This window comes from Curtobacterium sp. NPDC087082 (assembly GCF_044745045.1).
GTDB lineage: Bacteria > Actinomycetota > Actinomycetes > Actinomycetales > Microbacteriaceae > Curtobacterium.
Genome location: NZ_JBIUZN010000003.1, coordinates 100050 through 124525, shown reverse-complemented (window position 1 = coordinate 124525; position 24476 = coordinate 100050). Strand labels below are relative to the sequence as shown.

23 protein-coding genes are annotated in these 24476 nt (G+C 70.9%); 13 read left to right on the top strand and 10 right to left on the bottom strand.

What is annotated here, in order from left to right:
* Positions 1-165 precede the first annotated feature (165 nt).
* Genes ACIPEP_RS09600 through ACIPEP_RS09590 form a run of 3 tightly spaced genes read right to left on the bottom strand, consistent with a single transcriptional unit; the run spans position 166 to position 4225 of the window.
* Positions 166-2310 carry a dipeptide ABC transporter ATP-binding protein gene (locus ACIPEP_RS09600; protein ID WP_402717122.1) on the bottom strand — a complete coding sequence of 715 codons (2145 nt, stop codon included), beginning with the start codon at positions 2308-2310 and terminating at the stop codon, positions 166-168.
* The gene (locus ACIPEP_RS09595) at positions 2303-3241 is read right to left on the bottom strand and encodes an ABC transporter permease (protein ID WP_083295025.1); all 939 of its coding nucleotides are present in this window, start codon (positions 3239-3241) and stop codon (positions 2303-2305) included. Before ACIPEP_RS09595 ends, ACIPEP_RS09600 begins: the two co-directional genes overlap by 8 nt.
* A gap of 3 nt (positions 3242-3244) precedes the next feature.
* Positions 3245-4225, bottom strand: a complete 981-nt coding sequence (locus tag ACIPEP_RS09590) for an ABC transporter permease (RefSeq protein WP_070416712.1) — start codon at positions 4223-4225, stop codon at positions 3245-3247.
* A 262-nt stretch (positions 4226-4487) separates the two neighbouring features.
* Between ACIPEP_RS09590 and ACIPEP_RS09585 the strand changes: the two genes are divergently transcribed.
* Positions 4488-6200 carry an ABC transporter family substrate-binding protein gene (locus ACIPEP_RS09585; protein WP_261646322.1) on the top strand — a complete coding sequence of 571 codons (1713 nt, stop codon included), beginning with the start codon at positions 4488-4490 and terminating at the stop codon, positions 6198-6200.
* An 84-nt stretch (positions 6201-6284) separates the two neighbouring features.
* On the opposite strand, the gene ACIPEP_RS09580 is transcribed toward ACIPEP_RS09585, so the two are convergent.
* The 3 genes from ACIPEP_RS09580 to ACIPEP_RS09570 form a co-directional block, all read right to left on the bottom strand.
* Complete coding sequence (locus ACIPEP_RS09580; RefSeq protein ID WP_402717121.1) at positions 6285-6833, bottom strand: hypothetical protein; 549 nt, start codon at positions 6831-6833, stop codon at positions 6285-6287.
* 195 nt (positions 6834-7028) lie between these two features.
* Positions 7029-7508 (bottom strand): peroxiredoxin, encoded by a 480-nt coding sequence (locus ACIPEP_RS09575; RefSeq protein WP_070416709.1) that lies wholly within the window; start codon positions 7506-7508, stop codon positions 7029-7031.
* 182 nt (positions 7509-7690) lie between these two features.
* Entirely contained in the window at positions 7691-8440 is a 750-nt protein-coding gene (locus ACIPEP_RS09570) for a CPBP family intramembrane glutamic endopeptidase (RefSeq protein ID WP_070416708.1), read from the bottom strand.
* Positions 8441-8578: 138 nt separating this feature from the next.
* Between ACIPEP_RS09570 and typA the strand changes: the two genes are divergently transcribed.
* The 7 genes from typA (at position 8579) to ACIPEP_RS09535 (ending at position 16648) form a co-directional block, all read left to right on the top strand.
* On the top strand, positions 8579-10501 hold the full coding sequence (gene typA, locus ACIPEP_RS09565; protein ID WP_070416707.1) for a translational GTPase TypA: 1923 nt from the start codon (positions 8579-8581) through the stop codon (positions 10499-10501).
* Between the two features lie 89 nt (positions 10502-10590).
* Entirely contained in the window at positions 10591-11784 is a 1194-nt protein-coding gene (locus ACIPEP_RS09560) for an amidohydrolase (protein WP_402717120.1), read from the top strand.
* Between the two features lie 113 nt (positions 11785-11897).
* A complete protein-coding gene (locus ACIPEP_RS09555) occupies positions 11898-12440 on the top strand; it encodes a hypothetical protein (RefSeq protein ID WP_261646318.1) in 543 nt (180 codons plus the stop codon).
* Positions 12441-12465: 25 nt separating this feature from the next.
* Positions 12466-13665: a PIG-L family deacetylase gene (locus ACIPEP_RS09550; RefSeq protein ID WP_229085186.1), complete on the top strand. Its 1200-nt coding sequence runs from the start codon at positions 12466-12468 to the stop codon at positions 13663-13665.
* Between the two features lie 82 nt (positions 13666-13747).
* Complete coding sequence (gene fdxA, locus ACIPEP_RS09545; RefSeq protein WP_058728223.1) at positions 13748-14065, top strand: ferredoxin; 318 nt, start codon at positions 13748-13750, stop codon at positions 14063-14065.
* A 14-nt stretch (positions 14066-14079) separates the two neighbouring features.
* On the top strand, positions 14080-15198 hold the full coding sequence (dapC, locus tag ACIPEP_RS09540; RefSeq protein ID WP_402717119.1) for a succinyldiaminopimelate transaminase: 1119 nt from the start codon (positions 14080-14082) through the stop codon (positions 15196-15198).
* A 151-nt stretch (positions 15199-15349) separates the two neighbouring features.
* On the top strand, positions 15350-16648 hold the full coding sequence (locus ACIPEP_RS09535; RefSeq protein WP_083403225.1) for a citrate synthase: 1299 nt from the start codon (positions 15350-15352) through the stop codon (positions 16646-16648).
* 129 nt (positions 16649-16777) lie between these two features.
* Here the strand turns inward: ACIPEP_RS09535 and ACIPEP_RS09530 are convergent, their stop codons facing one another.
* Both ACIPEP_RS09530 and dapD read right to left on the bottom strand, forming a co-directional pair.
* Entirely contained in the window at positions 16778-17584 is an 807-nt protein-coding gene (locus ACIPEP_RS09530) for an alpha/beta hydrolase (protein WP_402717118.1), read from the bottom strand.
* A gap of 11 nt (positions 17585-17595) precedes the next feature.
* A complete protein-coding gene (gene dapD / locus ACIPEP_RS09525) occupies positions 17596-18564 on the bottom strand; it encodes a 2,3,4,5-tetrahydropyridine-2,6-dicarboxylate N-succinyltransferase (RefSeq protein WP_229085188.1) in 969 nt (322 codons plus the stop codon).
* Between the two features lie 89 nt (positions 18565-18653).
* On the opposite strand from dapD, the gene dapE reads away from it, so the two are divergent.
* Positions 18654-19736, top strand: coding sequence for a succinyl-diaminopimelate desuccinylase (gene dapE, locus ACIPEP_RS09520; RefSeq protein ID WP_402717117.1), 1083 nt, complete (start codon positions 18654-18656; stop codon positions 19734-19736).
* The gene (locus ACIPEP_RS09515) at positions 19721-20965 is read left to right on the top strand and encodes a hypothetical protein (RefSeq protein WP_402717116.1); all 1245 of its coding nucleotides are present in this window, start codon (positions 19721-19723) and stop codon (positions 20963-20965) included. The genes dapE and ACIPEP_RS09515 overlap by 16 nt, the downstream gene beginning before the upstream one ends.
* On the opposite strand, the gene ACIPEP_RS09510 is transcribed toward ACIPEP_RS09515, so the two are convergent.
* Positions 20944-22092, bottom strand: a complete 1149-nt coding sequence (locus ACIPEP_RS09510; RefSeq protein ID WP_402717115.1) for an AI-2E family transporter — start codon at positions 22090-22092, stop codon at positions 20944-20946. The two genes, ACIPEP_RS09515 and ACIPEP_RS09510, sit on opposite strands and share 22 nt — an antisense overlap.
* Positions 22093-22219: 127 nt before the next feature.
* Here ACIPEP_RS09510 and ACIPEP_RS09505 point away from each other — a divergent pair, with 127 nt between their 5' ends.
* Both ACIPEP_RS09505 and ACIPEP_RS09500 read left to right on the top strand, forming a co-directional pair.
* On the top strand, positions 22220-22390 hold the full coding sequence (locus ACIPEP_RS09505; protein WP_017887054.1) for a DUF3117 domain-containing protein: 171 nt from the start codon (positions 22220-22222) through the stop codon (positions 22388-22390).
* A gap of 122 nt (positions 22391-22512) precedes the next feature.
* Entirely contained in the window at positions 22513-23271 is a 759-nt protein-coding gene (locus ACIPEP_RS09500; protein ID WP_402717114.1) for an AAA family ATPase, read from the top strand.
* On the opposite strand, the gene ACIPEP_RS09495 is transcribed toward ACIPEP_RS09500, so the two are convergent.
* Positions 23268-23900 carry an O-methyltransferase gene (locus tag ACIPEP_RS09495; RefSeq protein ID WP_071294984.1) on the bottom strand — a complete coding sequence of 211 codons (633 nt, stop codon included), beginning with the start codon at positions 23898-23900 and terminating at the stop codon, positions 23268-23270. The genes ACIPEP_RS09500 and ACIPEP_RS09495 overlap by 4 nt on opposite strands.
* Positions 23901-23964: 64 nt before the next feature.
* On the opposite strand from ACIPEP_RS09495, the gene ACIPEP_RS09490 reads away from it, so the two are divergent.
* Positions 23965-24333, top strand: a complete 369-nt coding sequence (locus ACIPEP_RS09490) for a Sec-independent protein translocase TatB (protein WP_402717113.1) — start codon at positions 23965-23967, stop codon at positions 24331-24333.
* The last annotated feature ends 143 nt before the right edge of the window (positions 24334-24476 follow it).

Below are 24476 nucleotides of genomic sequence, written 5' to 3'. Positions count from 1 at the left end.
CCCGGGGGGGGGGGGGGGGGGGCGGGCGGGCGGCGGGGCCCGCCCGGGCGGGGGCCCCCCCGGGGGGGGGCGGGGCGCCCGGGGCCCCCCCCCCCCGGGGGGGGGGGGGGGGGGGGGGCCCCGCGCCCCCCCCGCCTCCCGTCCGTCTCACGGAACGTCAGTCGGTCACACCGTCGCCGACACCCGCTCGGTGAGCAGGTGGTTCTGGTCGGTCTGGATGCAGGCCACGCCGCGTCCGTGCACGTCCTGCAGGCGCGGGTCCACCGAACGGCACTGCTGCTGCCGGTCCTCGTCGAGGAGCTGGTACAGCGGGCAACGGGTGCGGAACCGGCACCCGTCGATCCGTTCCGTGGGGGAGGGGAGGTCGCCGTCGAGCAGGATGCGTCCGCGGGCGGCCTCGGCGAACGGGTCCGGCACCGGGACCGCGGACAGCAGGGCCCTGGTGTAGGGGTGCTGCGGGTCGTCGAACACGCGGTCGCCGTCGCCGTACTCGACGATCCGGCCGAGGTACATGACCGCGACGTCGTCGGCGATGTGCCGGACGACCGAGAGGTCGTGCGCGACGAACAGGTAGGACAGGCCCAGGCGGTGCTTGAGGTCCTCGAGCAGGTTGATGACACCGGCCTGCACGGACACGTCCAGCGCCGACACCGGCTCGTCGAGCACGAGGATCTTCGGTTCGACGATGAGCGCGCGGGCGATGCCGATGCGCTGCCGCTGGCCGCCGGAGAACTCGTGGGGGTACCGGTCGATGTAGCTCGGCTCGAGACCGACGAGCTCGAGCGAGTCCCGCACGCGTCGGCGGATCTCGTCCTTCGGCACGCCCTGCACCGTGAGCGGCTCGCCGATCACGGACCCGATGTCGAGTCGGGGGTCGATGGAGGCCATCGGGTCCTGGAAGACGACCTGGATGTCGCTCCGGAGCGCACGGCGGTCGGACTTCGACAGGGTGCCGGTGTCGACGCCGTTGACCGTGATGGTGCCCTGCTGCGCGCCGGCGAGCTCGAGGATCTCCATGATCGTCGTGGTCTTGCCGCAGCCGGACTCGCCGACGAGCCCGAGGACCTGTCCGCGCTTCAGCGTGAGGGAGATCCCGTCGACCGCGTGCACCTCGCCGATGCGCCGGCGGAACAGGGCGCCCTTCGTCAGCGGGAAGGTCTTCACGACGTCGTCGAGCTGCAGCACCACGTCGTCGCCGTGGTCGATCTCGGACTCGGGGACGTCCTCGGGGCGCGGGAAGATCTCGGAGCGGGCGAGCGTGCCGGCGGCGATCTCGTCGCGGCGGATGCACGCCGCGGTGTGCTCGTCGTCGAAGGCGCCGTTCGTGATGGTCGGCGTCGCACCGGTCAGGACCGGGTTGTCGTCGCTCGGTGCCACCGACGGGGCGATCAGGGCCGGCTCGCTCTCACGGCAGGCGTCGAGGACCGCGGGGCAGCGGTCGGCGAACGGGCAGCCGGTCGGCTTCTGGGTGAGCAGCGGCGGACGGCCGTCGAGCGGGACGAGGCGCTCCGAGCGTGCCGAGGCCATGTTCGGCATCGAGCGGAGCAGACCGATCGTGTACGGCATGACCGGCTCGCGGAAGAGGGGCTCGACCGGTGCCGTCTCGACGATCCGGCCGGCGTACATCACGGCGACCCGGTCGGCGTTGCCCGCGACGACGCCGAGGTCGTGCGTGATGAGGACGACGGCGGCACCGGTCATGTCCTTGGCGGTCTGCAGGACGTCGAGGATCTGCGCCTGGATCGTCACGTCGAGTGCCGTGGTCGGCTCGTCGGCGATGATCAGCTTCGGGTCGTTCGCGATGGCGATCGCGATCATGGCGCGCTGCCGCATGCCGCCGGAGAACTCGTGCGGGAAGGCGTCGAGCCGCCGCGAGGGGTTCGGGATGCCGACGACGCGCAGGAGTTCCTCGGCACGGGCCCGGGCGGCGTGCGCGGTGAGGTTCCGGTCGTGCAGCCGCAGCCCCTCGACGATCTGCTGGCCGATCGTGTACACGGGCGTCAGGGCGGAGAGCGGGTCCTGGAAGACCATCGCGATGTCGCCGCCACGGAGCTTCGACATCTCACGGTCGTTCAAGCCGAGCAGCTCGCGGCCGTCGAACCGGATGCTGCCCTCGACCTTGGCCGACGACGGCAGCAGTCCCATCACGGCCATCGAGGACACCGACTTGCCCGAACCGGACTCGCCGACGATGCCGAGGAACTCGCCCTGGTTGACGGAGTAGTCCACGCCGCGCACGGCGTACACGGGCTTGGAGCCCGGGTTGAACGTGACGGCGAGGTCGGAGACGGTGAGCAGCGGCTCAGTCACGGTTGGCTCCCGAGGTGGGGTCGATGGCGTCGCGCAGGGCGTCGCCGAGCAGGCTGGTGGAGAGGACCGTGGCGACGAGCGTCGCAGCCGGCAGGACGAACAGCCACGGTCGGGTGACCGCGGACTGGCTGCCGGCGGCGAGCAGGGTGCCGAGCGACACGTCCGGCACCTGGATACCGAAGCCGAAGAAGCTCAGGGCGCTCTCGGAGAGGATCATCGCGCCGACGCCGAGCGTGGCGTCGATGATGAGCAGCGAGGCCACGTTCGGCAGGATGTGCCGCCGGATGATCGTGAACGACGGGACGCCCATGAACCGTGCGGCCTTGACGTAGTCGCGCTCCCGGAGGGACATCGTCTGTCCGCGGATCACGCGGGCCATGATCATCCACCCGAAGATCGCCAGGCCGACGATGAGCGCGAGCCAGCTGAGGTTCTTGAACAGCGGGCTGAGGAGCACGAGCGCGTAGAACGACGGGATGACCAGGAGCAGGTCGATGCCCCACACGAGCGCCCGGTCGACGAACCCGCCGAAGTACCCGGCGATCGCACCGACGATGCCCGCGATGAGGGTCGCGGCGGGACCGGCGATGAGCCCGATGAGCAGGGACTTCTGCAGGCCCACCAGGGTCTGGGCGTAGATGTCCTGGCCGATGTCGTTCGTGCCGAACCAGTGCGAGGCGCTCGGCGGCATGCCGAAGGCGAGCCCGTCGGAGTCGACGGCGTTCCAGTGGTACAGGTACGGACCGACGAAGGCCCAGAGCAGGATGAGGAGGAGTGCACCGCCACCGATGCGCGCACGCCAGGTGCCGAGCACCTTGCGCCAGAGCGGGGTGCGGCCACCCTTCACCTCGACGACGTGCGCCGGCTGCCCGGCGTTGCCGTCACCGGGGTCGCCGGCGGTGGTCGTGGTCGTGGGGTCGAGAACAGACACGGGTCACACCCTCACTCGCGGGTCGAGCGCGGCGTAGAGCAGGTCCGCGAGGGTGCCTGCGATGAGCACGAGGATCGCCGTGAAGAGGATCGTGCCCGCTGCCGCGTTGATGTCGTTGTTGCTGATGCTCTGGACGAAGTACTCGCCCATGCCGTGCCAGCTGAAGACCAGTTCGGTGATGCTCGCACCGGTCAGGATGAGGCCGAACGAGTACGCGAAGAACGTCGACATCGGGATGAGGGCGACGCGGACACCGTGCCGCATGATGGCCGATCCACGCGTCCGGCCCTTCGAGCGCGCCGTCCGGATGAAGTCGTTCGACAGCACGTCGAGCATCGCGGAGCGCTGGTAGCGCGAGTACGAGGCGACGGCGCCGACCGTCAGCGAGATCGTCGGTAAGAGCAGGTGCACCAGCCGGTCGCCGAGCACCGGGAAGAACCCGGTCACCCCCGGGGTGTACTCACCGGTGAACGAGATCAGCTGCGTCCCGACCGCCCCGTTCAGGGTCGTCGCGAGGATCATCAGCACCACCGCGATGACGAAGGGGGGCGTCGCGAGCACCGCGAACGACAGGTAGGTCGACACCTGGTCGGACGTCTTGTACTGCTTGACGGCGTTCCAGACGCCGAGCAGGACACCGAGGATCGCACCGAGCAGGGTGCCGATCACCAGCAGTCGCAGACTCGTGCCGGAGCGGGCGACGATGTCGGCCGTGACCTCGGTGCCGCGGGCGCTGATGCCGAGCGAGCCGTGCGTGACCAGGTTCACCCACCAGTTCCACGTGCGGACCAGGAGCGGGGTGTTCGGGTCGGCGCCGAGCTTCTGGAGCGCGGCGTCGATCGAACTCTGCGGGACCGGCGGGTTCTTGCCGAGGTACCGGGACGTCGGGTTGAGCGTCGCGCTGGCGAGGATGTAGCCGAGCGTCGTCGCGACGATCGTCAGGATCACGTAGTTGACGATCCGCTTCGCGAGGAAAGCAAGCATGTACTGGGACCTCAGTGGGGTGCGGCCGTCCGTCCGGACGGCGTTGTTCGGTGGCGACAGGCTAGCCGCTTCCGAGCCGGGGTGGGTGATCCCTGTTGACGCTATGCAACATTCGTTACGAGCATGTTTCGATTCGGTACAGCAGCCCTTGTGCGACCTTCGGATGTGACTAGGGTTCTCAACCAACAGGCGTGGCGGCGGGGGCCGTCGCGTCCCGGCGCTCCGGCGCGAACCACAACGAAAGGGAATCCTCGCCATGCGAATGAGGATCAAGACGACGGCCGTGCTCGCCACAGCAGCCGCCGCGGCACTCGTGCTCGCGGGCTGCTCCGGCGGCGGGTCCGCCGGACAGAGCAGCTCGGCCGTCGCCACGTCGTCGCTGAAGTCGACGGGTTGGACGGTCGCCGACCGCGACACGATCAAGGACGGCGGCTCGCTCACCCTGCCGATCGACTCCGCACCGGCGAACTGGCAGCTGTCGAACCTCGACTCCGGGACGGTCGACGACAACACGATCGCGGGCACCTACCTGCCCGGGTTCATCCAGTTCAAGGCCAACGGCGAGTGGGAGGCGAACAAGGACTACGTCGACTCGATCGAGCTGACGAAGGACTCGCCCCAGACCGTCGAGATCAAGATCAACCCCAAGGCGGTCTGGTCCGACGGCACCCCGATCACCGAGAAGGACGTCGAGGCGAACTGGAAGGCGCTGAACGGCACGAACAAGGCCTTCGCCCCGCTCGCCACCAACGTCTGGGAGGACGTCGACTCCGTCACGCAGGGTTCGGACGAGCGCGACGTCATCGTGACGTTCTCGAAGACGAACGCCGACTGGCCGAGCGTCTTCACCGCGATCTACCCCTACTGGGCCGTGGACACCCCCGACCACTTCAACAACTCGTGGGCGAAGGGTCCGTTCGCCGCGGACGGCAAGACGTACGTCTCCGCCGGCCCGTACATCCTCAAGACCTTCGACGCCAACGGCGGCGTCGTGACCTTCGAGAAGAACTCGAAGTGGTGGGGTGACGCGCCGAAGCTCGACACGATCGTCTTCAAGACCGTGTCCCGCGACGGTGTCGCCCAGGCCTACGCGAACAAGGAGTTCGACGCCTTCAACCTGAACGGCAGCGCGGACAACTTCAAGACCGCGAACAGCCGCTCGGACTCGAAGATCGAGCGCTCGCTCGGCACGACCCAGCGTCAGATCACCCTGAACGGCACGTCGGACGTCTTCAAGGACCAGGAGGTCCGCCAGGCGTTCGCCCAGGCGATCAACCGCCAGGTCGTCGCGCAGGCGATCCTCTCGCCGGTGAAGAGCCCGGTGCAGGTCCTCAACAACCTCGTCTACCTGCCCGGCCAGAAGGGCTACCAGGACAACGTCTCCTCGGTCTACGGCTACAGCACCGACAAGGCGAAGAAGAAGCTCGAGGACGCCGGCTACACGATCGGCTCGGACGGCTACGCGACCAAGGGCGGCAAGACGCTCGACGTCCGCTTCGTCATCCCGTCGGACAACCAGAACTCGGCGAACGTCGCGCAGCTCGTGCAGCAGCAGACGAAGCTCGCCGGCTTCAAGGTGACCATCGACACCGTCCCGACCGACGACTTCTTCACGAAGTACGTCACCACCGACGGCCGTGACTTCGACGCCACGTACTTCGCCTGGCAGGGCACGCCGTTCCCGGTGTCGTCGCTGAAGTCGATCTACTACCCGGCCGACGCGGGGCAGAACTACACCGGCGTGACCGACGACTCGCTCGGTGCCGCCTGGGACAAGGCGAACGCCGAACTCGACGCCGACAAGCGCATCGAGGACGCGGACGCGATCGACAAGAAGATCGTCAAGGTCGCGGGCACGATCCCGCTGTTCCCGGAGCCCTACGCCTGGGGCGTGCGCAAGGACCTCGTGAACTACGGTCCGGCGCAGTTCCAGCAGTCCTCCGTGAAGTGGCAGGACGTGGGCTACAAGGAGTAGTCCGCACCGCTGGAGAACGGAAACGACATCCCCGACGTCGCACGACGTCGGGGATGTCGTTCTTCGTCGGAGGGATCGCGGCGGTCAGAGCTGCGCGGCCGCCAGGGTCGCGACGAACGCGAGGACGACGATCGCGAGGATCGTCCACCCGTGCACGCGGTGCGTGATCGGCGCAGCCGTCACGGTCGCCGGAGGCGGGCCGTCCTGCGCGGGCGGCTCGGGCACGAACGCCCGGATACGCTCGGCCGCAGCGTCGACGTCGAGGCGATGCGCGCCTCCTGGACGACCGTCGACCACGGCGGCGAGCCGGGCCGACCTGCGGGTGGCGAGCCACGTGCGGCGGACGCCCTCGCTCGTGACGATCTCGATCCCGTACTTGGTGCGGACCTCGGTGACGCGGCGCCAGGTGTAGGTGCTGGTGCGGCGGACGTCGACGATGCGGAGGTGCTCGTCGGTCAGTTCGAACCGCGGGCGCCAGAGGACCGCCCACGCGATGAAGGCGATGCAGATGCTCGGGACGGGGGCGAGCCAGGCGGTGCCGCCGCTCAGGAGGGCGAGGGGGACGAGCGCGGCGGCCGCGACCCACAGGACGACGGCGAGCAGGCGCATGCCGGGGGCGAGGATCGTGGTCACGCCGAAGAGGTTACGAGATGCCTCCCCGGGAACGCCCGGGGAGCGGGTGTGACACACCAGCGCGTATCTCCGGACGACCCGATTCCCCGGGGAGGCAGATCCTGTGTGGACCTCTCGTGGCGTCAATCGTCCTCGGCCCCCGTTCGGGTGTCAATACCCCAGACCGTCGCATCTTCGGGGGACCGACACGCCGTGTCACGCCACGAGGAGCTCGATCTGCGCCCGGATCGCATCCGCCTTGGGGAACCGGAGCCCGACGAGCCCCACGTGCCGCCAACGGACCACGCCGTCCGGCCCGATCACGAACACGGACCGCCGGAGCCCGATCCCCGGCGCCTGCACGCCGTACGCGCGGATGACGTCCCCCGCGGTGTCGCTCAGCAGGGGGAAGGTGAGCGAGGACCCGCGGGCGAACGCCTCGTGCGAGTCGAGCGCCTGCGGGCTGACGCCCCACACCACGGCGCCGAGGTCGCCGAAGTCGTCGAGTTCCTCTTGGTAGCTGCAGAGCTGTGCCGTGCAGACCGGGGTGGCGTCGCCCGGGTAGAAGGCGAGCACGAGCGTCCGGCCGATCTCGGCGGACAGGGCGTACTCGTCGTCGGTGCGGGTGCCGTCGCGCACGATCATGCCGGGCAGGGTGAATCCGGGTGCGGGATCGCCGACCTCGGGGATGCTCATGCGGCCACGGTAGGTGCGGGACCAGGGTCCGGTGCGGCGCCGCGCTGTGGGTTCGCTGTGGGTCCGCCGGACCGGGGTCGGACGGGTCCGCCGCATCGCCGACGCTCGAACGGGGGGATGCCGCGCGGCCGACGTGGCGGGTGCCCGGGGCTGGTCGCCGGCCGTGCCGCGGGCGACCAGCGTCAGCGGAACAGCTGCGGGAACGCGTGCGCGACCCACGGGTACCCGACGAACACCGCGGCGTCGAGCAGGCAGTGCGTGATGACGAGGGGGAGGAGCCGGCCCCACTTCGTGTAGATCCAGCCGAACACGATGCCCATCACGGCGTTCCCGACGAACGCGCCGAACCCCTGGTAGAGGTGGTAGCTCCCGCGCAGGACCGCGGTGGACAGGATGACCTGCCAGCGCCCCCACCCGAGGCCGCCCAGCCGTTCGTAGAGGTACCCGACGACGATCACCTCCTCCTGCAGCCCGGAGCGGATCGCCGAGAGCAGCAGCACGGGGATCGTCCACCAGTACGAGTCGAGCGCCGCCGGGTTCACGTTCACGGTGAACCCGAGCGCCCGCCCGGTGAAGTACAGCGCGAGCCCGGGGATCCCGATGCCGAGGGCGATGAGCGCCGCGCCGCCGAGGTCGGGCCGCACGCGGAACCGGTCGATGCCGAGTCGACCGAGGTGCGGGCGGGTGGTGCTCCAGAGCAGGAAGCAGACGAGCGCGACCGGCGCGAGGTCGACCGCGATGCCCACGAGCTGCCGGGCGAGGTCGACGTACTGCACGGTCGTGGTCGAGGTGTTGAGCGCCGTGGACTGCTGCCCGAGCGGCGTCGTCTGCGACAGGTCGTCGATGATCTGCAGCACCGAGTACAGCGCGCTGCCGCCGAGCGAGAGCATCAGCACGATCGTGATCTCGATCCACGTTCGCCGACGGCTCATCGGGGGTACTCCTCTCGGTTGCGAACTACCGGTAGACTGGCGTGTCGGGCGTTCTGCCCACCTCCGGGCAGTGCCACCGCGGCGCGAGCGCCACAGTCGGCCGCCCGATCTTCTTCCGAACACCAAAGGATGTCCTGTATGGCGCTCGCCACCCGGTCCGACCTGCGCAACGTCGCCATCGTGGCACACGTCGACCACGGCAAGACCACCCTCGTCGACGCGATGCTCACGCAGACCAACTCGTTCGACGCCCACTTCGAGGGCGAAGACCGCATGATGGACTCGAACGACCTCGAGCGCGAGAAGGGCATCACGATCCTCGCGAAGAACACGTCGGTGCTCTACAACGGCAAGCACGCGACCGAGTTCGGCGCGGACGGCCCCATCACGATCAACGTCATCGACACCCCGGGTCACGCCGACTTCGGTGGTGAGGTCGAGCGCGGCCTCTCCATGGTCGACGGCGTCGTGCTCCTCGTCGACGCATCAGAGGGTCCGCTGCCCCAGACCCGCTTCGTGCTCCGCAAGGCGCTCGCCGCGAAGCTCCCGGTGATCCTGCTCGTCAACAAGACGGACCGCCCGGACTCCCGCATCGACGAGGTCGTGTCCGAGTCGCAGGACCTCCTGCTCGGGCTCGCCTCCGACCTGTCGGACGAGGTCGACGACCTCGACCTCGACGCGATCCTCGACGTCCCCGTGGTCTACGCCTCGGGTCGTGCGGGTGCCGCCAGCCGCAACAAGCCGGCCGACGGCTCGCTGCCGGACAACGACGACCTCGAGCCCCTGTTCGAGGCGATCCTCCAGCACGTCCCCGCCCCGAAGTACGACGACGAGCACCCGCTGCAGGCGCATGTCACGAACCTCGACGCGTCGCCGTTCCTCGGTCGCCTCGCGCTCCTGCGCATCTTCCACGGCACCATGAAGAAGGGCCAGACGGTCGCGTGGGTCAAGCACGACGGCAGCGTCGTCAACGCCCGCATCACCGAGCTCCTCGTCACCAAGGCGCTCGAGCGCTACCCGGCCGAGTCGGCGGGCCCCGGTGACATCGTCGCCGTCGCCGGCTTCGACACGATCACCATCGGTGAGACCCTGACCGACCCCGAGGACGTCCGTCCGCTGCCGACCATCACGGTCGACGACCCGGCGATCTCGATGACGATCGGCACGAACACCAGCCCGCTCGTCGGCAAGGTCAAGGGCCACAAGCTCACCGCCCGCATGGTCAAGGAGCGCCTCGACCGCGAGCTCATCGGCAACGTCTCGCTCAAGGTCCTCGACATCGGTCGCCCCGACGCGTGGGAGGTCCAGGGCCGCGGCGAGCTCGCACTGGCCATCCTCGTCGAGCAGATGCGTCGCGAGGGCTTCGAGCTCACGGTCGGCAAGCCGCAGGTCGTCACCAAGCGTGACGAGAACGGCAAGCTCCAGGAGCCCTACGAGCACATGACGATCGACACGCCGGAGGAGTACCTCGGCGCGATCACGCAGCTCATGGCCGCTCGCAAGGGCCGCATGGAGAACATGACGAACCACGGCACCGGCTGGGTGCGCATGGAGTTCATCGTCCCGTCGCGCGGCCTGATCGGCTTCCGCACGTCGTTCCTCACCGAGACCCGCGGCACCGGCATCGCCAACGCGATCTCGCACGGCTACGACGAGTGGGCCGGCCCGATCCAGACCCGCATCAACGGGTCGATCGTGTCCGACCGCTCCGGTGTCGTCACGCCGTTCGCCATCACGAACCTCCAGGAGCGGATGACGTTCTTCGTCAACCCCACCGAAGAGGTCTACGAGGGCATGGTCATCGGCGAGAACTCGCGCGCCGACGACATGGACGTCAACATCACGAAGGAGAAGAAGCTCACGAACATGCGTTCGGCGAACGCTGACACCTTCGAGTCGATGACGCCGTCGCGCCAGCTGTCGCTCGAGGAGTGCCTCGAGTTCGCGCGTGAGGACGAGTGCGTCGAGGTCACCCCCGACGCCGTGCGCATCCGCAAGGTCGAGCTCGACGCGCAGGCCCGCCAGCGTGCGTACGCCCGCCTGAAGCGTCAGGACGCGTAAGCAGTCATCCAGGAGGCACGGCCTCCCTCCGACGGCCCGGTCACCTCGTTCGAGGTGGCCGGGCCGTCGTCGGATGTACCGTGGTGCGCGTGACTCTCGACCTCCTCTCGCTGTACCAGGACCTCCACGCCCACCCCGAGCTCGGCTTCCAGGAGCACCGCACGGCGGGCATCGTCGCCGACCGGCTCGCGGAGATCGGCGGGATCGAGGTCACCACGGGCGTCGGCGGCACCGGTGTCGTGGGCGTCCTGTCGAACGGCGAGGGGCCCGTCGTCTGGCTCCGCGCCGACATGGACGGGCTGCCGGTCCAGGAGCGCACCGGCCTGCCCTACGCCAGCGAGCACCACGGCACCGACGAGGACGGCAACGACGTCCCGACGATGCACGCCTGCGGCCACGACATCCACGTGACGTGGCTGCTCGGGACCCTCGAGCGCCTCGCCGCCACCACGGGCGACTGGCACGGCACGGTCGTCGGTGTCTTCCAGCCGGCGGAAGAGGTCATCTCCGGCGCCCGCGCCATGGTCGAGGACGGGCTCGTCGAGCGCTTCCCGACGCCCGACGTCGTCCTCGGACAGCACTCCGCGCCGGCGCCGGTCGGCATCGTCGCGGTCGGCAGCGGCCCCGTGATGGCGTCGAGCGACCGGCTGACGGTCACGTTCAACGGCCGCGGCGCGCACGGTTCCGCCCCGCAGGCCTCGCTCGACCCGGTCGTCACCGCAGCGTCGGCCGTCGTGCGCCTGCAGACCGTGGTCTCGCGCGAGGTCTCGCCGAGCGACGCCGGGGTCGTCACGGTCGGCAGCTTCCACGCCGGCACCCGCGCGAACATCATCCCCGACCAGGCCGTCATCGAGATCTCGACGCGGGCCCGCAACGAGGAGACCCGTGAGCGGATCATCGCCTCGATCGAGCGCATCGTCCGCGCCGAGAGCGAGGCCGGTGGGCTGCCCGAGCCGACGATCGTGCGGTCGCCGGGTGCCGAGGTCACCGTGAACGACGCCGAGGCCGCCCAGACCGTGCTCGACGCGATCCGCGCCGAGGTCCCCGGAGCCCGCGACCTCGAGATCGGCCTGGCGATGGCGTCCGAGGACGTCGGCCAGCTCGCCACCGCGGCCGGAGTGCCGCTCGTGTACTGGTTCACCGGCATCACCGACCCGGAGCTGTTCCGTCGCGGCGAGGACATCCCGAGCAACCACTCGCCCTTCTACGCGCCGCAGGCCGAGACGGCGATCCCGGTGGGCGTCGACGCCCTCGTGGCGGCGACGCGCGCGTACGTCGCCTGACGCGGGCGGTCCCGCAGGACCGAGCCAGGAGGCGCGGCGCGACCCCGCCACGCACGTGACGTTCCCAGGGGACTCACGCCGCGCCTCCCGTCTCGCCCCCTAGGGTGCTGGGCATGCGCACCCCGACCCGCACCCTGATCGCCGCCGTCGCCGCCGGCATCGCCCTAGCCGGACTGGCCGGCTGCTCGTCCGACGCCGTGAAGCAGGCCACCGACCTCGGCTCGTCGGTCGCATCGAGCGTCGCCGAGGGCGTGCAGGGCATCGACGGCAAGGCCGTCCAGGACGGCATGGCCTCGGTCGCCGGCGGCATCGACGGCGCACTCGACACCGCGCTCAAGGGCGCGAACGTGACCTCGGACGGCAAGGTCCCCGACGGCTTCCCGACGAAGGACGTCCCGCTCGTCGACGGCACCGTGCTCGGCGGCGGGAGCGGGCCGAACGGATCCGGGTGGGTGGCACAGGTCCGTGCCGCCTCGGTCGACGACTTCCAGGCCGCCGCGCAGCAGCTCACCGACGCCGGGTTCACCGAGTCGGCGAAGCGGGCGGACTCGTCCAGCGCCTTCGGGATGTTCCGGAGCGACGGCTACCGGGTGGTCCTGACCTTCTCCGACGGCAGCGACGGCGTCACCGCGACCTACATCGTGACGCCCCGCTAGCCACCGCTGGGTACGCTTGGACCCGATGTCGAAGGCCCCCGCAACCCGCCCCGAGCGCGTCCTGTTCGTGCACGCCCACCCCGACGACGAGACGCTCTCGTCGGGCGGGACGATCGCCACCCTGCTCGAGCTCGGCGCCGAGGTGACCGTGCTCACCGCTACCCGAGGCGAGCGCGGCGAGATGCTGACGCCCGAGCTCGCGCCGCTCTTCGGCGATGGTCCGCGGGTCGCCGCGCACCGCGAGACCGAGATCGCCGCCGCCCTCGCCGCACTCGGCGGGCCGGCGCACCTCTGGCTCGGCGGGCCGGGTGCGCGTCCGACGGACCTGCCCGAGCGCCGCTACACCGACTCCGGCATGCAGTGGGGCCCCGACGGACGCGCCGTCGCCGCCGGGGACGCCCCGGCGGACTCGCTGACCGCGGCGGACCTCGGCGAGGTCGTCGACGACATCCGCGCCGCGATCCGGTCCACCGGCGCGGACGCGGTGGTGAGCTACGCCGACGACGGCGGCTACGGCCACCCCGACCACGTGCGGGTCCACCACGCCGCGCGGTACGCCGCCCGTGCCGAGGAACTCCCGTTCTCGATGATCGTGGACCCCGACTCCGGGCAGGCCGACCTGACCGTCGACGTCGTGCCGGTGCGGGCGAAGGTCCGGGCGGCCGTCGAGCAGTACCGGTCCCAGGTGACGGTCGACCCGGTCGATCCCCGTGACCCGACCGCGCTGTCGTGGGTGATGCCGCACGGTGCCCGGCACCAGGCGCCGGCGGTCGAGGCGTTCCGTCACGACGCCGACCGGGTCCCGCAGGCGCCGCAGACCTTCGCCGAGTTCTCGCGGCAGGGGAAGGTCACCGCCGTCGTGGTCGCCCTCGTGCTCGGACTCGTCGCCGGGGGACTCGGCACGGTCACGCACCAGCAGACCCTCGGGGCGTTCCCGGTCGGCATCGTGCTCACCTCGCTGATCGTGATCGGGCTCACGGTCGGTATCCGGCTGCTGTACCGGTCGCGGGCGATGGTCGCGGCGGTCGGCATCGGGATCATCGCCGCGACGCAGGTGCTGTCGTCGGTGGGCGGGCAGAGCTCCCCGCTCGTGCTCGCCAACGTCGCGGGCTACGTGTGGACGTTCGGGCCGGCGGCCGTCACGGCGCTCGTGCTCGCGTGGCCCGACCTGTCCGGCATCCGGGCGTCGGCCGCCGGGCGGTCGGGGACGGCCGACCGGGCCTGACGGTCCGTCCGCCGGGCGGTCAGGTGCGGCCGGGTCGCGCGGGTAGACTCGATCTGCTCAGTCCGAAGGGAGCACCCCAACCGTGACGTACGTGATCGCCCAGCCCTGTGTCGACGTCAAGGACCGCGCCTGCATCGACGAATGCCCGGTCGACTGCATCTACGAGGGTGACCGGTCGCTGTACATCCACCCCGACGAGTGCGTCGACTGCGGTGCGTGCGAGCCGGTGTGCCCGGTCGAGGCGATCTACTACGAGGACGACCTCCCCGACGAGTGGGCCGACTACTACAAGGCCAACGTCGAGTTCTTCGAAGAGGTTGGTTCCCCCGGCGGTGCCGCGAAGGTCGGTGTGATCCACAAGGACCACCCGGTCGTCATGGCCGAACCGCCCCGCGGCTGAACCGGATCCGACCCGTGGCGCTCGACCTCCCCGACTTCCCCTGGGACCAGCTCGTCCCGTTCAAGCAGCAGGCCGCGGCGGTCGAGGGCGGCATCGTCGACCTCAGCGTCGGCTCGCCCGTCGACCCGACGCCCGCCGTCGTCCGCACGGCGCTGGCCGAGGCGACCGACGCGCACGCCTACCCGCAGGTCGCCGGCACCCCGGCCCTGCGCGAGGCGATCGCGGACTGGTACGGCCGGCGCCAGGGCGTGACCCTCACGCCGGACCAGGTGCTCCCGACCATCGGGTCGAAGGAGTTCATCGCCGGGCTCGCGCTCTGGCTCGGCATCGGCCGCGGCGACACGGTGGTGTTCCCGGCCGCGGCGTACCCGACGTACGAGCTCGGTGCGGCCCTGGTCGGCGCGGATGCCCTCGCGTCGGACGACCCGGCCGCCTGGCCGTCCACCACGAAGCTCGTCTGGCTGAACTCCCCGGGCAACCCCGACGGCCGCGTCCTGTCGATCGACGAGCTGCGCGCCGCGGTCGAGCGGGCGCGGGAGCTCGGCGCCGTCATCGTCGGCGACGAGTGCTACGCCGAACTCGGGTGGGAACCGCCGTACGACACCGCACCGACTCCGACGATCCTCGACCCCCGGGTCGTGGGCGACTCGGTGGACGGGGTGCTCAGCGTCTACTCGCTCTCGAAGCAGTCGAACCTCGCGGGCTACCGGGCGGCCTTCGTCGCCGGTGACGCGCAGGTCCTCGCCGAGGTGCTCGCGGTCCGCAAGCACACGGGCATGATGCCGCCGCTGCCGGTGCAGGAAGCGATGATCGTCGCCCTCTCCGACGAGTCCCACGTGCAGGCGCAGAAGGCGCTGTACCGCGCCCGACGGAACATGCTCCGACGGGCACTCGAAGGTGCCGGCTTCCGGGTCGACCACAGCGAGGCGGGCCTCTACCTCTGGGCCACCCGCGGCGAGCCCGCGCTCGACACCGTCGCCTGGCTGGCCGAGCGCGGGATCCTCGTCGCACCGGGGACCTTCTACGGCGCAGCGGGTGCCGAGCACGTGCGTGTGGCGCTCACGGCGACCGACGAGCGCATCGCCGCAGCCGCGCAGCGACTGGCGAGCGGGCGTCGTCTGGCGTCCGCCTGAGCCTTTCGCGCTCGGCGCAATCCGTGGTTCCCACCAAGTCCTGAGGCTCGATGTGTGCACGACCGACAGTGGGCGCGATTAGGCTGTCACCGTGACTGACACTGCCAATGACGCTCAGAAGACGGCCACACCGCCCACCACGCCCGTCCCCGTGAGTCCCGCCGCCGAGCAGACCGCGGCGACCGCGACGCTGACGTACCCGGGCGGCACGGCGGAGTTCCCGATCCTGCCGAGCGTCGACGGTGCGTCCACCATCGACATCTCGACGTTCAAGAAGCAGACCGGGATGAACACGCTCGACTACGGGTTCGTGAACACCGGGTCGACCAAGAGCGCCATCACCTACATCGACGGTGACCAGGGCATCCTGCGGTACCGCGGTTACCCGATCGACCAGGTCGCGTCGAACCTGACCTTCCTCGAGGTCGCCTGGCTCCTCATCTACGGCGAGCTGCCGACGCCCGCCGAGCTCGAATCCTTCGACGCCCGGATCCGGCGCCACACGCTGCTGCACGAGGACCTCCGTCGTCTGTTCGACGCCCTGCCGCACTCGGCGCACCCGATGTCCGTCCTCTCCAGCGCCGTCAGCGCCCTGTCGACCTACTACGAGGACGACATGGACGTCGACGACCCCGAGAAGGTCGAGCTGCAGACCGTCCGGCTCCTCGCGAAGCTGCCGGTGATCGCCGCGTACGCGCACAAGAAGTCCATCGGGCAGGCGTTCCTGTACCCGGACAACTCGCTGTCCTTCGTCGACAACTTCCTGCGCCTGAACTTCGGCACCATGGCCGAGACCTACCAGCCGAACCCGGTGCTGTCGAAGGCGCTCGAGCGGCTCCTGATCCTGCACGAGGACCACGAGCAGAACGCCTCCACCGCCACGGTCCGCATGGTCGGGTCGACGAAGGCGAACATGTTCGCCTCGATCTCCGCCGGCATCAACGCGCTGTACGGTCCGCTGCACGGCGGTGCGAACGAGGCCGTGCTCGAGATGCTCCAGCAGATCAAGGACTCGGGCGAGCCCGTGACGCGCTTCGTCGAGCGGGTGAAGAACAAGGAGCGCGGCGTGAAGCTCATGGGCTTCGGGCACCGCGTCTACAAGAACTACGACCCGCGGGCGAAGCTCGTGAAGGAGTCCGCGCACGAGGTGCTCGAGGCGCTGGGCGTGCAGGACGACCTGCTCGACATCGCCATGGAGCTCGAGGGCATCGCGCTCGAGGACGAGTACTTCGTCAGCCGGAAGCTCTACCCGAACGTCGACTTCTACACGGGCATCATCTACAAGGCGATGGGCTTCCCGCCGCGGATGTTCACGGTGCTGTTCGCCATCGGGCGTCTGCCCGGGTGGATCGCGCAGTGGCGCGAGCTCAACAACGACCCGCTGAACAAGATCGGGCGCCCGCAGCAGCTCTACGTCGGGCACCCGGAGCGCGACCTGCCCGCACGCTGACGCGGCGCGCAGCCACGCGCGGGCGCGGCGGTGGACCGACAGATCGACGGACGGGAGGCACGGTGCGGGCCGGCACCGTGCCTCCCGTCCGTCGCACGGTCGGCTCCGCCGCGTGCCCGCCCGCGCCGCTCAGGCGCCGGACGAGCGCGCCGCCCAGGCGGTGACGAGATCGAGCGCCCGGTCCGAGTCCGATGACCCCGGCCGGTTGAGGAAGGCGTGGCGCGCTGCCGGGAGCACGTGCCGTTCGACCGCGACCCCGGCGCCGCGCAGCTCGTCGGCGAACCGGTCGCCCGAGGCCCGCATCGTGTCGTGCTCGGCGTCCACCATGACCGTGCGGGGGAAGCCGGAGAGGTCCTCGCCGCCGGGGAACGCGGTGGCGGTGTCGCCCGCGCGGCCGACGTGGTTCCGGTTCGCCCGGTCGAGCAGTGCCGGGTGGTGCGTGAGCCGCCGGTGCCCGCGGACCGATCGGAGGACTGCCGCGTCGCGCGGGGTGCGGGCGTGGAAGAACCCGTACGCGAGGACGAGTCCGTCCGGCCGTGCGGCGTCCGGCAGCGTCCGGGTCACGGCTGCTGCGAGGCACGCGCCGGCACTCGCCCCGCCGAGGAAGACGGGACCGTCGGTCTCGCCGCGGACGACCTCGAGCACGGCGCGGACCTCGTCGTTCGGCACCGGGTGACGGCGTCGACCCCGGGGTCCTCGGCGTCCGACGACGGGCAACCCGGGCAGGGGAGCGAGGCGGTACCCGACCGTGACGACGTCGAGCCCCCGGTCGGCGAGGGTGCCGGCGACGACGCGCGCTTCCGGCAGGTCGAGGCTGCCGCGGAAGAACCCACCCCCGTGCAACCACACGAGCGTCGTGGCGCCCGTCGTGCCCCGACGCGCGGCGTACCGGCGGACCGGCACCGGGCCGTGCGGTCCGTCGACCGTTCCCCCCACGGACGGACCGCCTACGCGTGCAGCGCGGTGTTGAGCTGGATGCCCTGCCCCTGGCGCTGCAGTGCCTCCACCGCGCCGGAGACCGAGTTGCGGCGGAACAGGATGTTGGGCGTCCCGGAGAGCTCGGCCGCCTTGACCGTCTTCGGGGTGCCGTCCGGGTTCGGGGCCGCGCCGACGAGGACGACCTTCGTGCCGGCCGTCACGTACAGCCCGGCCTCGACCACCGAGTCGTCGCCGAGCGAGATCCCGAGACCGGCGTTCGCACCGAGCAGCGCGCGCTCCCCGAGGGAGACGCGGTGGGTGCCGCCGCCGGACAGCGTGCCCATGATGGAGGCACCGCCGCCGATGTCCGTGCCGTTCCCGACGACGACGCCCTGCGAGACACGGCCCTCGATCATCGCGTCGCCGAGGGTCCCGGCGTTGAAGTTCACGAAGCCCTCGTGCATGACCGTCGTGCCGGGAGCGAGGTGGGCGCCGAGCCGGACCCGGTTCGCGTCGGCGATGCGCACGCGGTCGGGCACGACGTAGTCGACCAGCCGGGGGAACTTGTCGATCGCGTGCACGGCGATCCCGGCGCGCTGCAGGCCGGGGCGGAGGCGGGTCAGGTCGTCGGGGTGCACCGGGCCCGCGTTCGTCCACGCGACGATCGGCAGGTGGGCGAAGACACCGTCGAGGTTGACCTCGTTCGGCGCCACGTGCAGGTGACTGAGGAGGTGCAGGCGGAGGTACGCGTCCGGCGTGCTCGCGGGTGCGGCGTCGATCGTGACCTCGGTCGTGACCGCCTCGATCGTGACACCGCGGCGCGGGTCGTCGCCGACGTGTGCGCGCAGGTCGGCGGGGAACACGGCGTCGGCGGGCAGCGTGCCGACGAACGTCTCCGGGTACCAGGTGTCGAGCGTCGTGCCGTCGGCGGCGATCGTCGCGAGGCCGTGGCCCCAGGCGTGGGTCGGGCGGGCGGTGGCAGCGGTCGTGTCGGTCACCGGACCAGGGTACCCAGCGAGGGGAGGGGGCCACCCGTCCGTCCGGACGGCTCCGCCGGGCTGCAAGGGTCGGCCGGTAGGCTTCCCGCATGCCGGAGCCGCTCGACCTCACCGCCTCGTCCATCGACATCACCCGTGCCATCTGCGACATCGAGTCGGTGTCCGGCGACGAAGGGCCGCTCGCCGACGCGATCGAGGCCGCCCTGACGCCGCTGCCCCACCTCGAGGTGATCCGCGACGGTGACGCGATCGTGGCATGGACGAACCTCGGTCGTGACCGCCGCGTCGTCATCGCGGGGCACATCGACACCGTGCCGCTCAACGGCAACCTGCCGACCGAGTTCCGGACGGCCGAGGACGGCACCGAGATCCTCTGGGGCCGCGGCACGGTGGACATGAAGGCCGGTTGCGCGGTCCAGCTCAAGCTCGCGTACGACCTCGCCGAGCCGAACGTCGACGTCACCTGGGTCTTCTACGACCACGAAGAGGTGAGCGACGCGCTGAACGGCCTCGGACGCCTGGCACGGACGCGTCCCGAGCTCCTCGCGGGCGACTTCGCGATCCTCGGCGAGCCCTCCGGCGCGCAGATCGAGGGCGGGTGCAACGGCAACCTCCGGGCCGAGGTCCGCGCCTCCGGCAAGCGCTCGCACAGCGCCCGGAGCTGGATCGGCGACAACGCGATCCACAAGGCCGCGCCGATCCTGGCCACGCTCGCCGCCTACGAGCCGCGCACGGTCACGGTCGACGGACTCGACTACCGCGAGGGCCTCAACGCCGTCGGCATCACGGGCGGCATCGCCGGCAACGTCATCCCCGACGAGGTCATGGTGCACGTCAACTACCGCTTCGCCCCGTCGCGCAGCGCGGACGAGGCCGTCGCCCACATCCGCGAGCTCTTCGACGGCTACGACGTGCAGATCGTCGACCTCGCCGCCGGCGCCCGACCCGGACTCGACGCCCCGCTGGCGCAGGACTTCGTCGCCGCCGTCGGCGGTCCCGCGCCCCGCCCGAAGTACGGGTGGACCGACGTCGCACGCTTCTCGGCGCTCGGCGTCCCCGCGGTCAACTACGGGCCCGGCGAGCCGGTCTTCGCCCACCACGACGACGAGCAGGTCCCCGTCGACCAGATCACCGCGGTCGAGCACGGTCTGCGTCGGTGGCTGACGGCCTGACCACGGCCGGGTCCACCCGGCTGAGCCCTGCCCGCGCCCGGTGGCACGCCCGCTACCGGGTCGTGCCGTGGTGGGTGCGGATCACGGTCGTGTACGTGCTCGCGCGGATCGTCACGGGCACGATGCTCGCCGCGTTCGCGAGCGTGCAGGCGGCGAACTCGTTCACGGTGCAGCACCCCGGCCTGCTGTCGTTCTCGTCGATCTGGGACGGCGCCTGGTACCGGGTGATCGCCGCGTCCGGGTACCCCTCGACGCTGCCGATCGACGCCACGGGACACGTGACCGAGAACGCGTGGGCGTTCATGCCCGCCTACCCCTTCCTGGTGCGGGGCCTGATGGCGCTGACGGGCGCGTCCTTCGAGTTCGTCGCCGTGTCCGTCTCGCTCCTGTTCGGCTGGGGAGCGGCGCTCGTGTTCCGGCGGCTGATGGGTCGGTTCCTCGACCCGGCGCGGGCCACCTTCGCGACCGTGCTGTTCTGCGTCGCACCCGTCTCGGCGATGTTCCAGGTCGCGTACGCCGAGTCGATGGGCCTGTTCCTGCTCCTCGTCGCGTTGCTGCTGATGGTGGACCGCCGCTGGTGGTCGATGCTCCCGGTCGTCCTGCTGCTCGGGATGACCCGGCCCACCGGGCTGGCCTTCGCGCTGCTGATCGTGCTGTTCCTCGCCGCCTGGTTCGTCCGCCCGTCGTGGGTCCGCGCGTCGTCGCCGCTCACCGTGCAGCGGTTCGTCCCACCCGCGGTGGTCGCGGTCGTGTCCGGGATCGTCGGGCTGGCGTGGCCGGCGATCGCCTGGGCGGTGACCGGGGTGCCCCGGGCGTACACGGACACCGAACTGGCGTGGCGGTCGTCGTACATCGGCTGGCGGGAACTCGTCCCGTTCGCGCCGTGGGTGCAGGGCTTCGGGTGGTGGTTCGGGCAGCCGGCCGGCGCGATCCTGCTCGCCGTCGTGGTGGTCGGGTTCGCCGCGTTCGTGGCCCTGCCGGCCGCGCGGCGGATCGGGCTCGAGCTGCGGCTCTGGGGCGTCGCCTACCTGGTGTACCTGCTGGCCGTGTTCTTCCCGCAGTCGAGCACCTGGCGCATCCTGCTGCCGATCGCCCCGCTGCTCGGGATCGTCGCGCTACCGCGGTCACGGGTGTACCGGGTGGCGGTCGTGGTGGTCTGCATCGCGCTGCAGTGGGTGTGGATGTACTACTGCTGGTGGATCGACGGCTACGACTGGACCCCGCCGTGATCGACGTCGGCCTCGCGGTCCTCGGCGCCCCGCCCCACCGCCTCGGGGTCGGCTGACGCCGCCGCGTGGATCATCGCGTTCGCGGTCGCGATGAACGGCACCGCGAAGAACGCCCCGACGACGCCGGCGATCGTCGTGCCCGCGGTGACGCCGAGCACGACACCGAGCGGGTGCACGCGCACGGCCGACCCGGTGAGGAACGGGTGCAGGACGTGGCTCTCGAGCTGCTGCACGGCGATCACGATGCCGAGCATGACCAGTGCGGGTACCCAGCCGTTGAACACGAGCGCGACGAGCACCGCGACGACGCCCGCGACGATCGCACCGACTACCGGCACGAAGGCGCCGAAGAACACGATGACGCCGATCGGGATCGCGAGCGGCACCTGCAGCGCGAGGGCGCCGATCACGATGCCGAGCGCGTCCGTCACCGCGACGACGAGCTGGACGCGGATGAAGCTCGTCAGGGTCTTCCAGCCGGCGTGCCCGGCGACGTCGATGCGACCGCGCGCTCGGCGGGGGAAGAGCCGCACCACCCACGACCAGATGCGCGGGCCGTCGACGAGCACGAAGATCGTCGTGAACACCACGATGAAGAGGCCCTCGAGCAGGTGCACGAGCCCGCTCCCGGCCTCGGCCGCACCCGAGGCGATCGACGACGCGTGGGTCTGCAGGAACTTCGTGCCGTCGGACAGCCACTTCGTGACCTGCGACGCCGTGATGCCGAACGGCTCGGTGGCCAGCAGGCTCTGCAGGGACTGCACGTTGTGGTCGAGACGGTGCTCGAGCGACGGCAGGTCGTACCGGATCTGCGCCGTGACGACCAGCGCGAGGACGCCGATGACGATCACGACGGCGAGGAAGCACGACAGCACCGCGAGCCACTTCGGCCAGCGGTGGCGCTGCAGGAACAGCGAGAACGGTGCGAGCAGGGCGCACACGATGAGGCCGATCAGGAACGGCACGACGATGTCCTGCAGCAGGACCACGAGCGCGACGACGACGGCGAGGGCGGCGACGACGACGAGCATCCGCCACGAGAACGCCCCGGCGACGCGCATGCCGGCGGGGACGGCCTCGACGGCGGGGTCGAGCGGTTGACGGCGCTTGGAGCGGATGTACGGCACACGCCAAGGTGACCACTCGGAACCGCGAGAACGTCGCGATCCACGACCCCCAACCTGGGCGGTTTCGCAGTTCCCCCATCGATACGAGATAATGGGGGTGCATGTACTGCACGAAAGGGGACATCTGATGGCAGCCATGAAGCCGAGGACCGGTGACGGGCCGATGGAGGCTGTTAAGGAGGGTCGACTCATCATCGTGCGGGTTCCGCTCGAAGGTGGAGGCCGCCTGGTCGTCTCGGTCAACGATGCCGAGGCCAAGGAACTCCACGACGCACTCGCCGAGGTCGTCTCGGCCTAGTACGTCGACGCACCAGAACGGAGGGCCCGGAGCGCGTACGCTCCGGGCCCTCCGTCCGTCCGTACGCCCTCGACCCGTCCCGCCGGGCGCCGATGTCGGCGTGGCACGGCAGGATGGGCTCCGTGCCGAGGACCCACCTGCCGATCCGCCGCGTCGAGGAGTACTGCGACCCCGACCCGATGCCCCGCGACGTCTGGCCCGCCACCCTCGCCCCCGTCCGGCAGCTCCTCGACGAGGGGCTCGACCTCGACCCCGTCACGGTGTTCGTCGGGGAGAACGGCGTCGGCAAGTCCACCATCGTCGAGGCCATCGCGCTGCAGTTCGGCATGGGGCCGGAGGGCGGCGGCACCGGATCGCAGCACTCGACCCGCGCCTCCGAGTCCGACCTGTGCGAACACATCGCCATCCGCCGCGACTTCGGCGCGCCCCGCGGGGGGTTCTTCCTCCGGGCGGAGACCATGCACGGGTTCTTCACCTACCTCGAGGAACACCCGAACCTGTCTCGGCCCGAGCCGGTCTTCCACGAGCGCAGCCACGGCGAGTCCTTCCTCGACTTCGTCATCGACCGTGCGCGGTGGCCCGGGTTGTGGATCCTCGACGAACCCGAGTCCGCGCTGTCGTTCTCCGGCTGCCTGGCGCTCATCGGCCTGCTGCAGTCGATCGTCGAGAGCGGCGTCGGGCAGGTGCTCATGTCGACGCACTCACCGGTGCTCGCAGCCTTCCCCGGCGCGACGATCCACGAGGTCGGCGAGTGGGGCCTGCGGCGCACGGAGTGGGCCGACCTCGACCTCGTCCGGCACCAGCGGTCGTTCCTCGAGTCCCCGGAGCGCTACCTGCGCCACCTCGGGCACGACGACTCCGACCGAGACGGCACCGTCTAAGCGGAGACCTTCGTCATCTGCAGCAGTCCGTCTCCGGCGGGGGAGAGCGCGCTGATGACCGCACCCGACGTCGACACCTCGGTGAGCAGCAGCCGGAAGTCGGTCGTCGCCCGGTCCCGCTTCACCGGGTCGGCCACCCGGCCCCGCCAGAGCGCGTGCGGCACGAGGACGGTCCCGCCGAGCCGAGCGAGCCGCAGTCCGTGCTCGACGTACTCGATGACGTGCTCCGGGTCGGCGTCGACGAGGACGACGTCGTACGAGGCCTCGTTCATGCGCGGCAGCACCTGGTTCGCCCGACCCGGGATGAGCCGGATCCGGGCGGGGGCGGTGCCCGCGGCGATGTACGCGTCACGGGCGTACTGCTGGTGGTCGACCTCGATGTCGATCGTGGTGAGCGTGGCGGACGGTGCGCCGCCGAGCAGGTACAGCCCGGACACCCCCAGGCCGGTGCCGATCTCGATCATGCTCGTGGCGCGCGAGGCGGCCGCGACGACCCCGATCTGTGCGCCGATGGCGGGGGAGATCGCCTCGACCCCGAGTTCGAGGGAGTGCTCCCTGGCTCGGGCGATCACCTCAGACTCCGAGACGATGTCCTCGGCGAACTTCCAGTTCGACTCTTTCTCTGACACGCACACTCCGTTCGGGTGACAACTCTACGGGTGCTCCGGGGTGTGGACGGGTTACGCTCGTACCGTGTTCGACGGCTTCGAGAAGTTCCTGGTGATCGGGATCATCGGCGTCCTCCTGCTCGGTCCGCAGCGACTCCCGCAGTACGCCCAGAAGCTCGCCGAGTTCGTCAAGGCCGTCCGCCGCTTCGCCGACACCGCGAAGGACCGGATGCGCGACGAGATGGGTCCCGAGTTCGACGAGGTCGACTGGCAGAAGCTCGACCCGCGGCAGTACGACCCGCGCCGGATCATCCGTGATGCGCTGCTCGACTCCGGCAGCAGCGCCGCTGCGGTGCAGACCGCGCTGGTGACCGCGTCGAAGGTGCGCGCGACGGCACCCGTGGTGCCGCTCGCCGTCGGCGAGGCCGCACCGTTCGACGCCGAAGCGACCTGACGCGACGTCACGTGAGCCGATGACGGACTGGAGGCGGGGGGGGCGCGGGGGCCCCCCCCCCCCCCCCCGGGGCCGGGGGGGGGGGGGCCGGGGGGGCCCGCGCCCGGGCGGGCCACCCCGCGGGGGGGCGCCCGCGGCGGGCC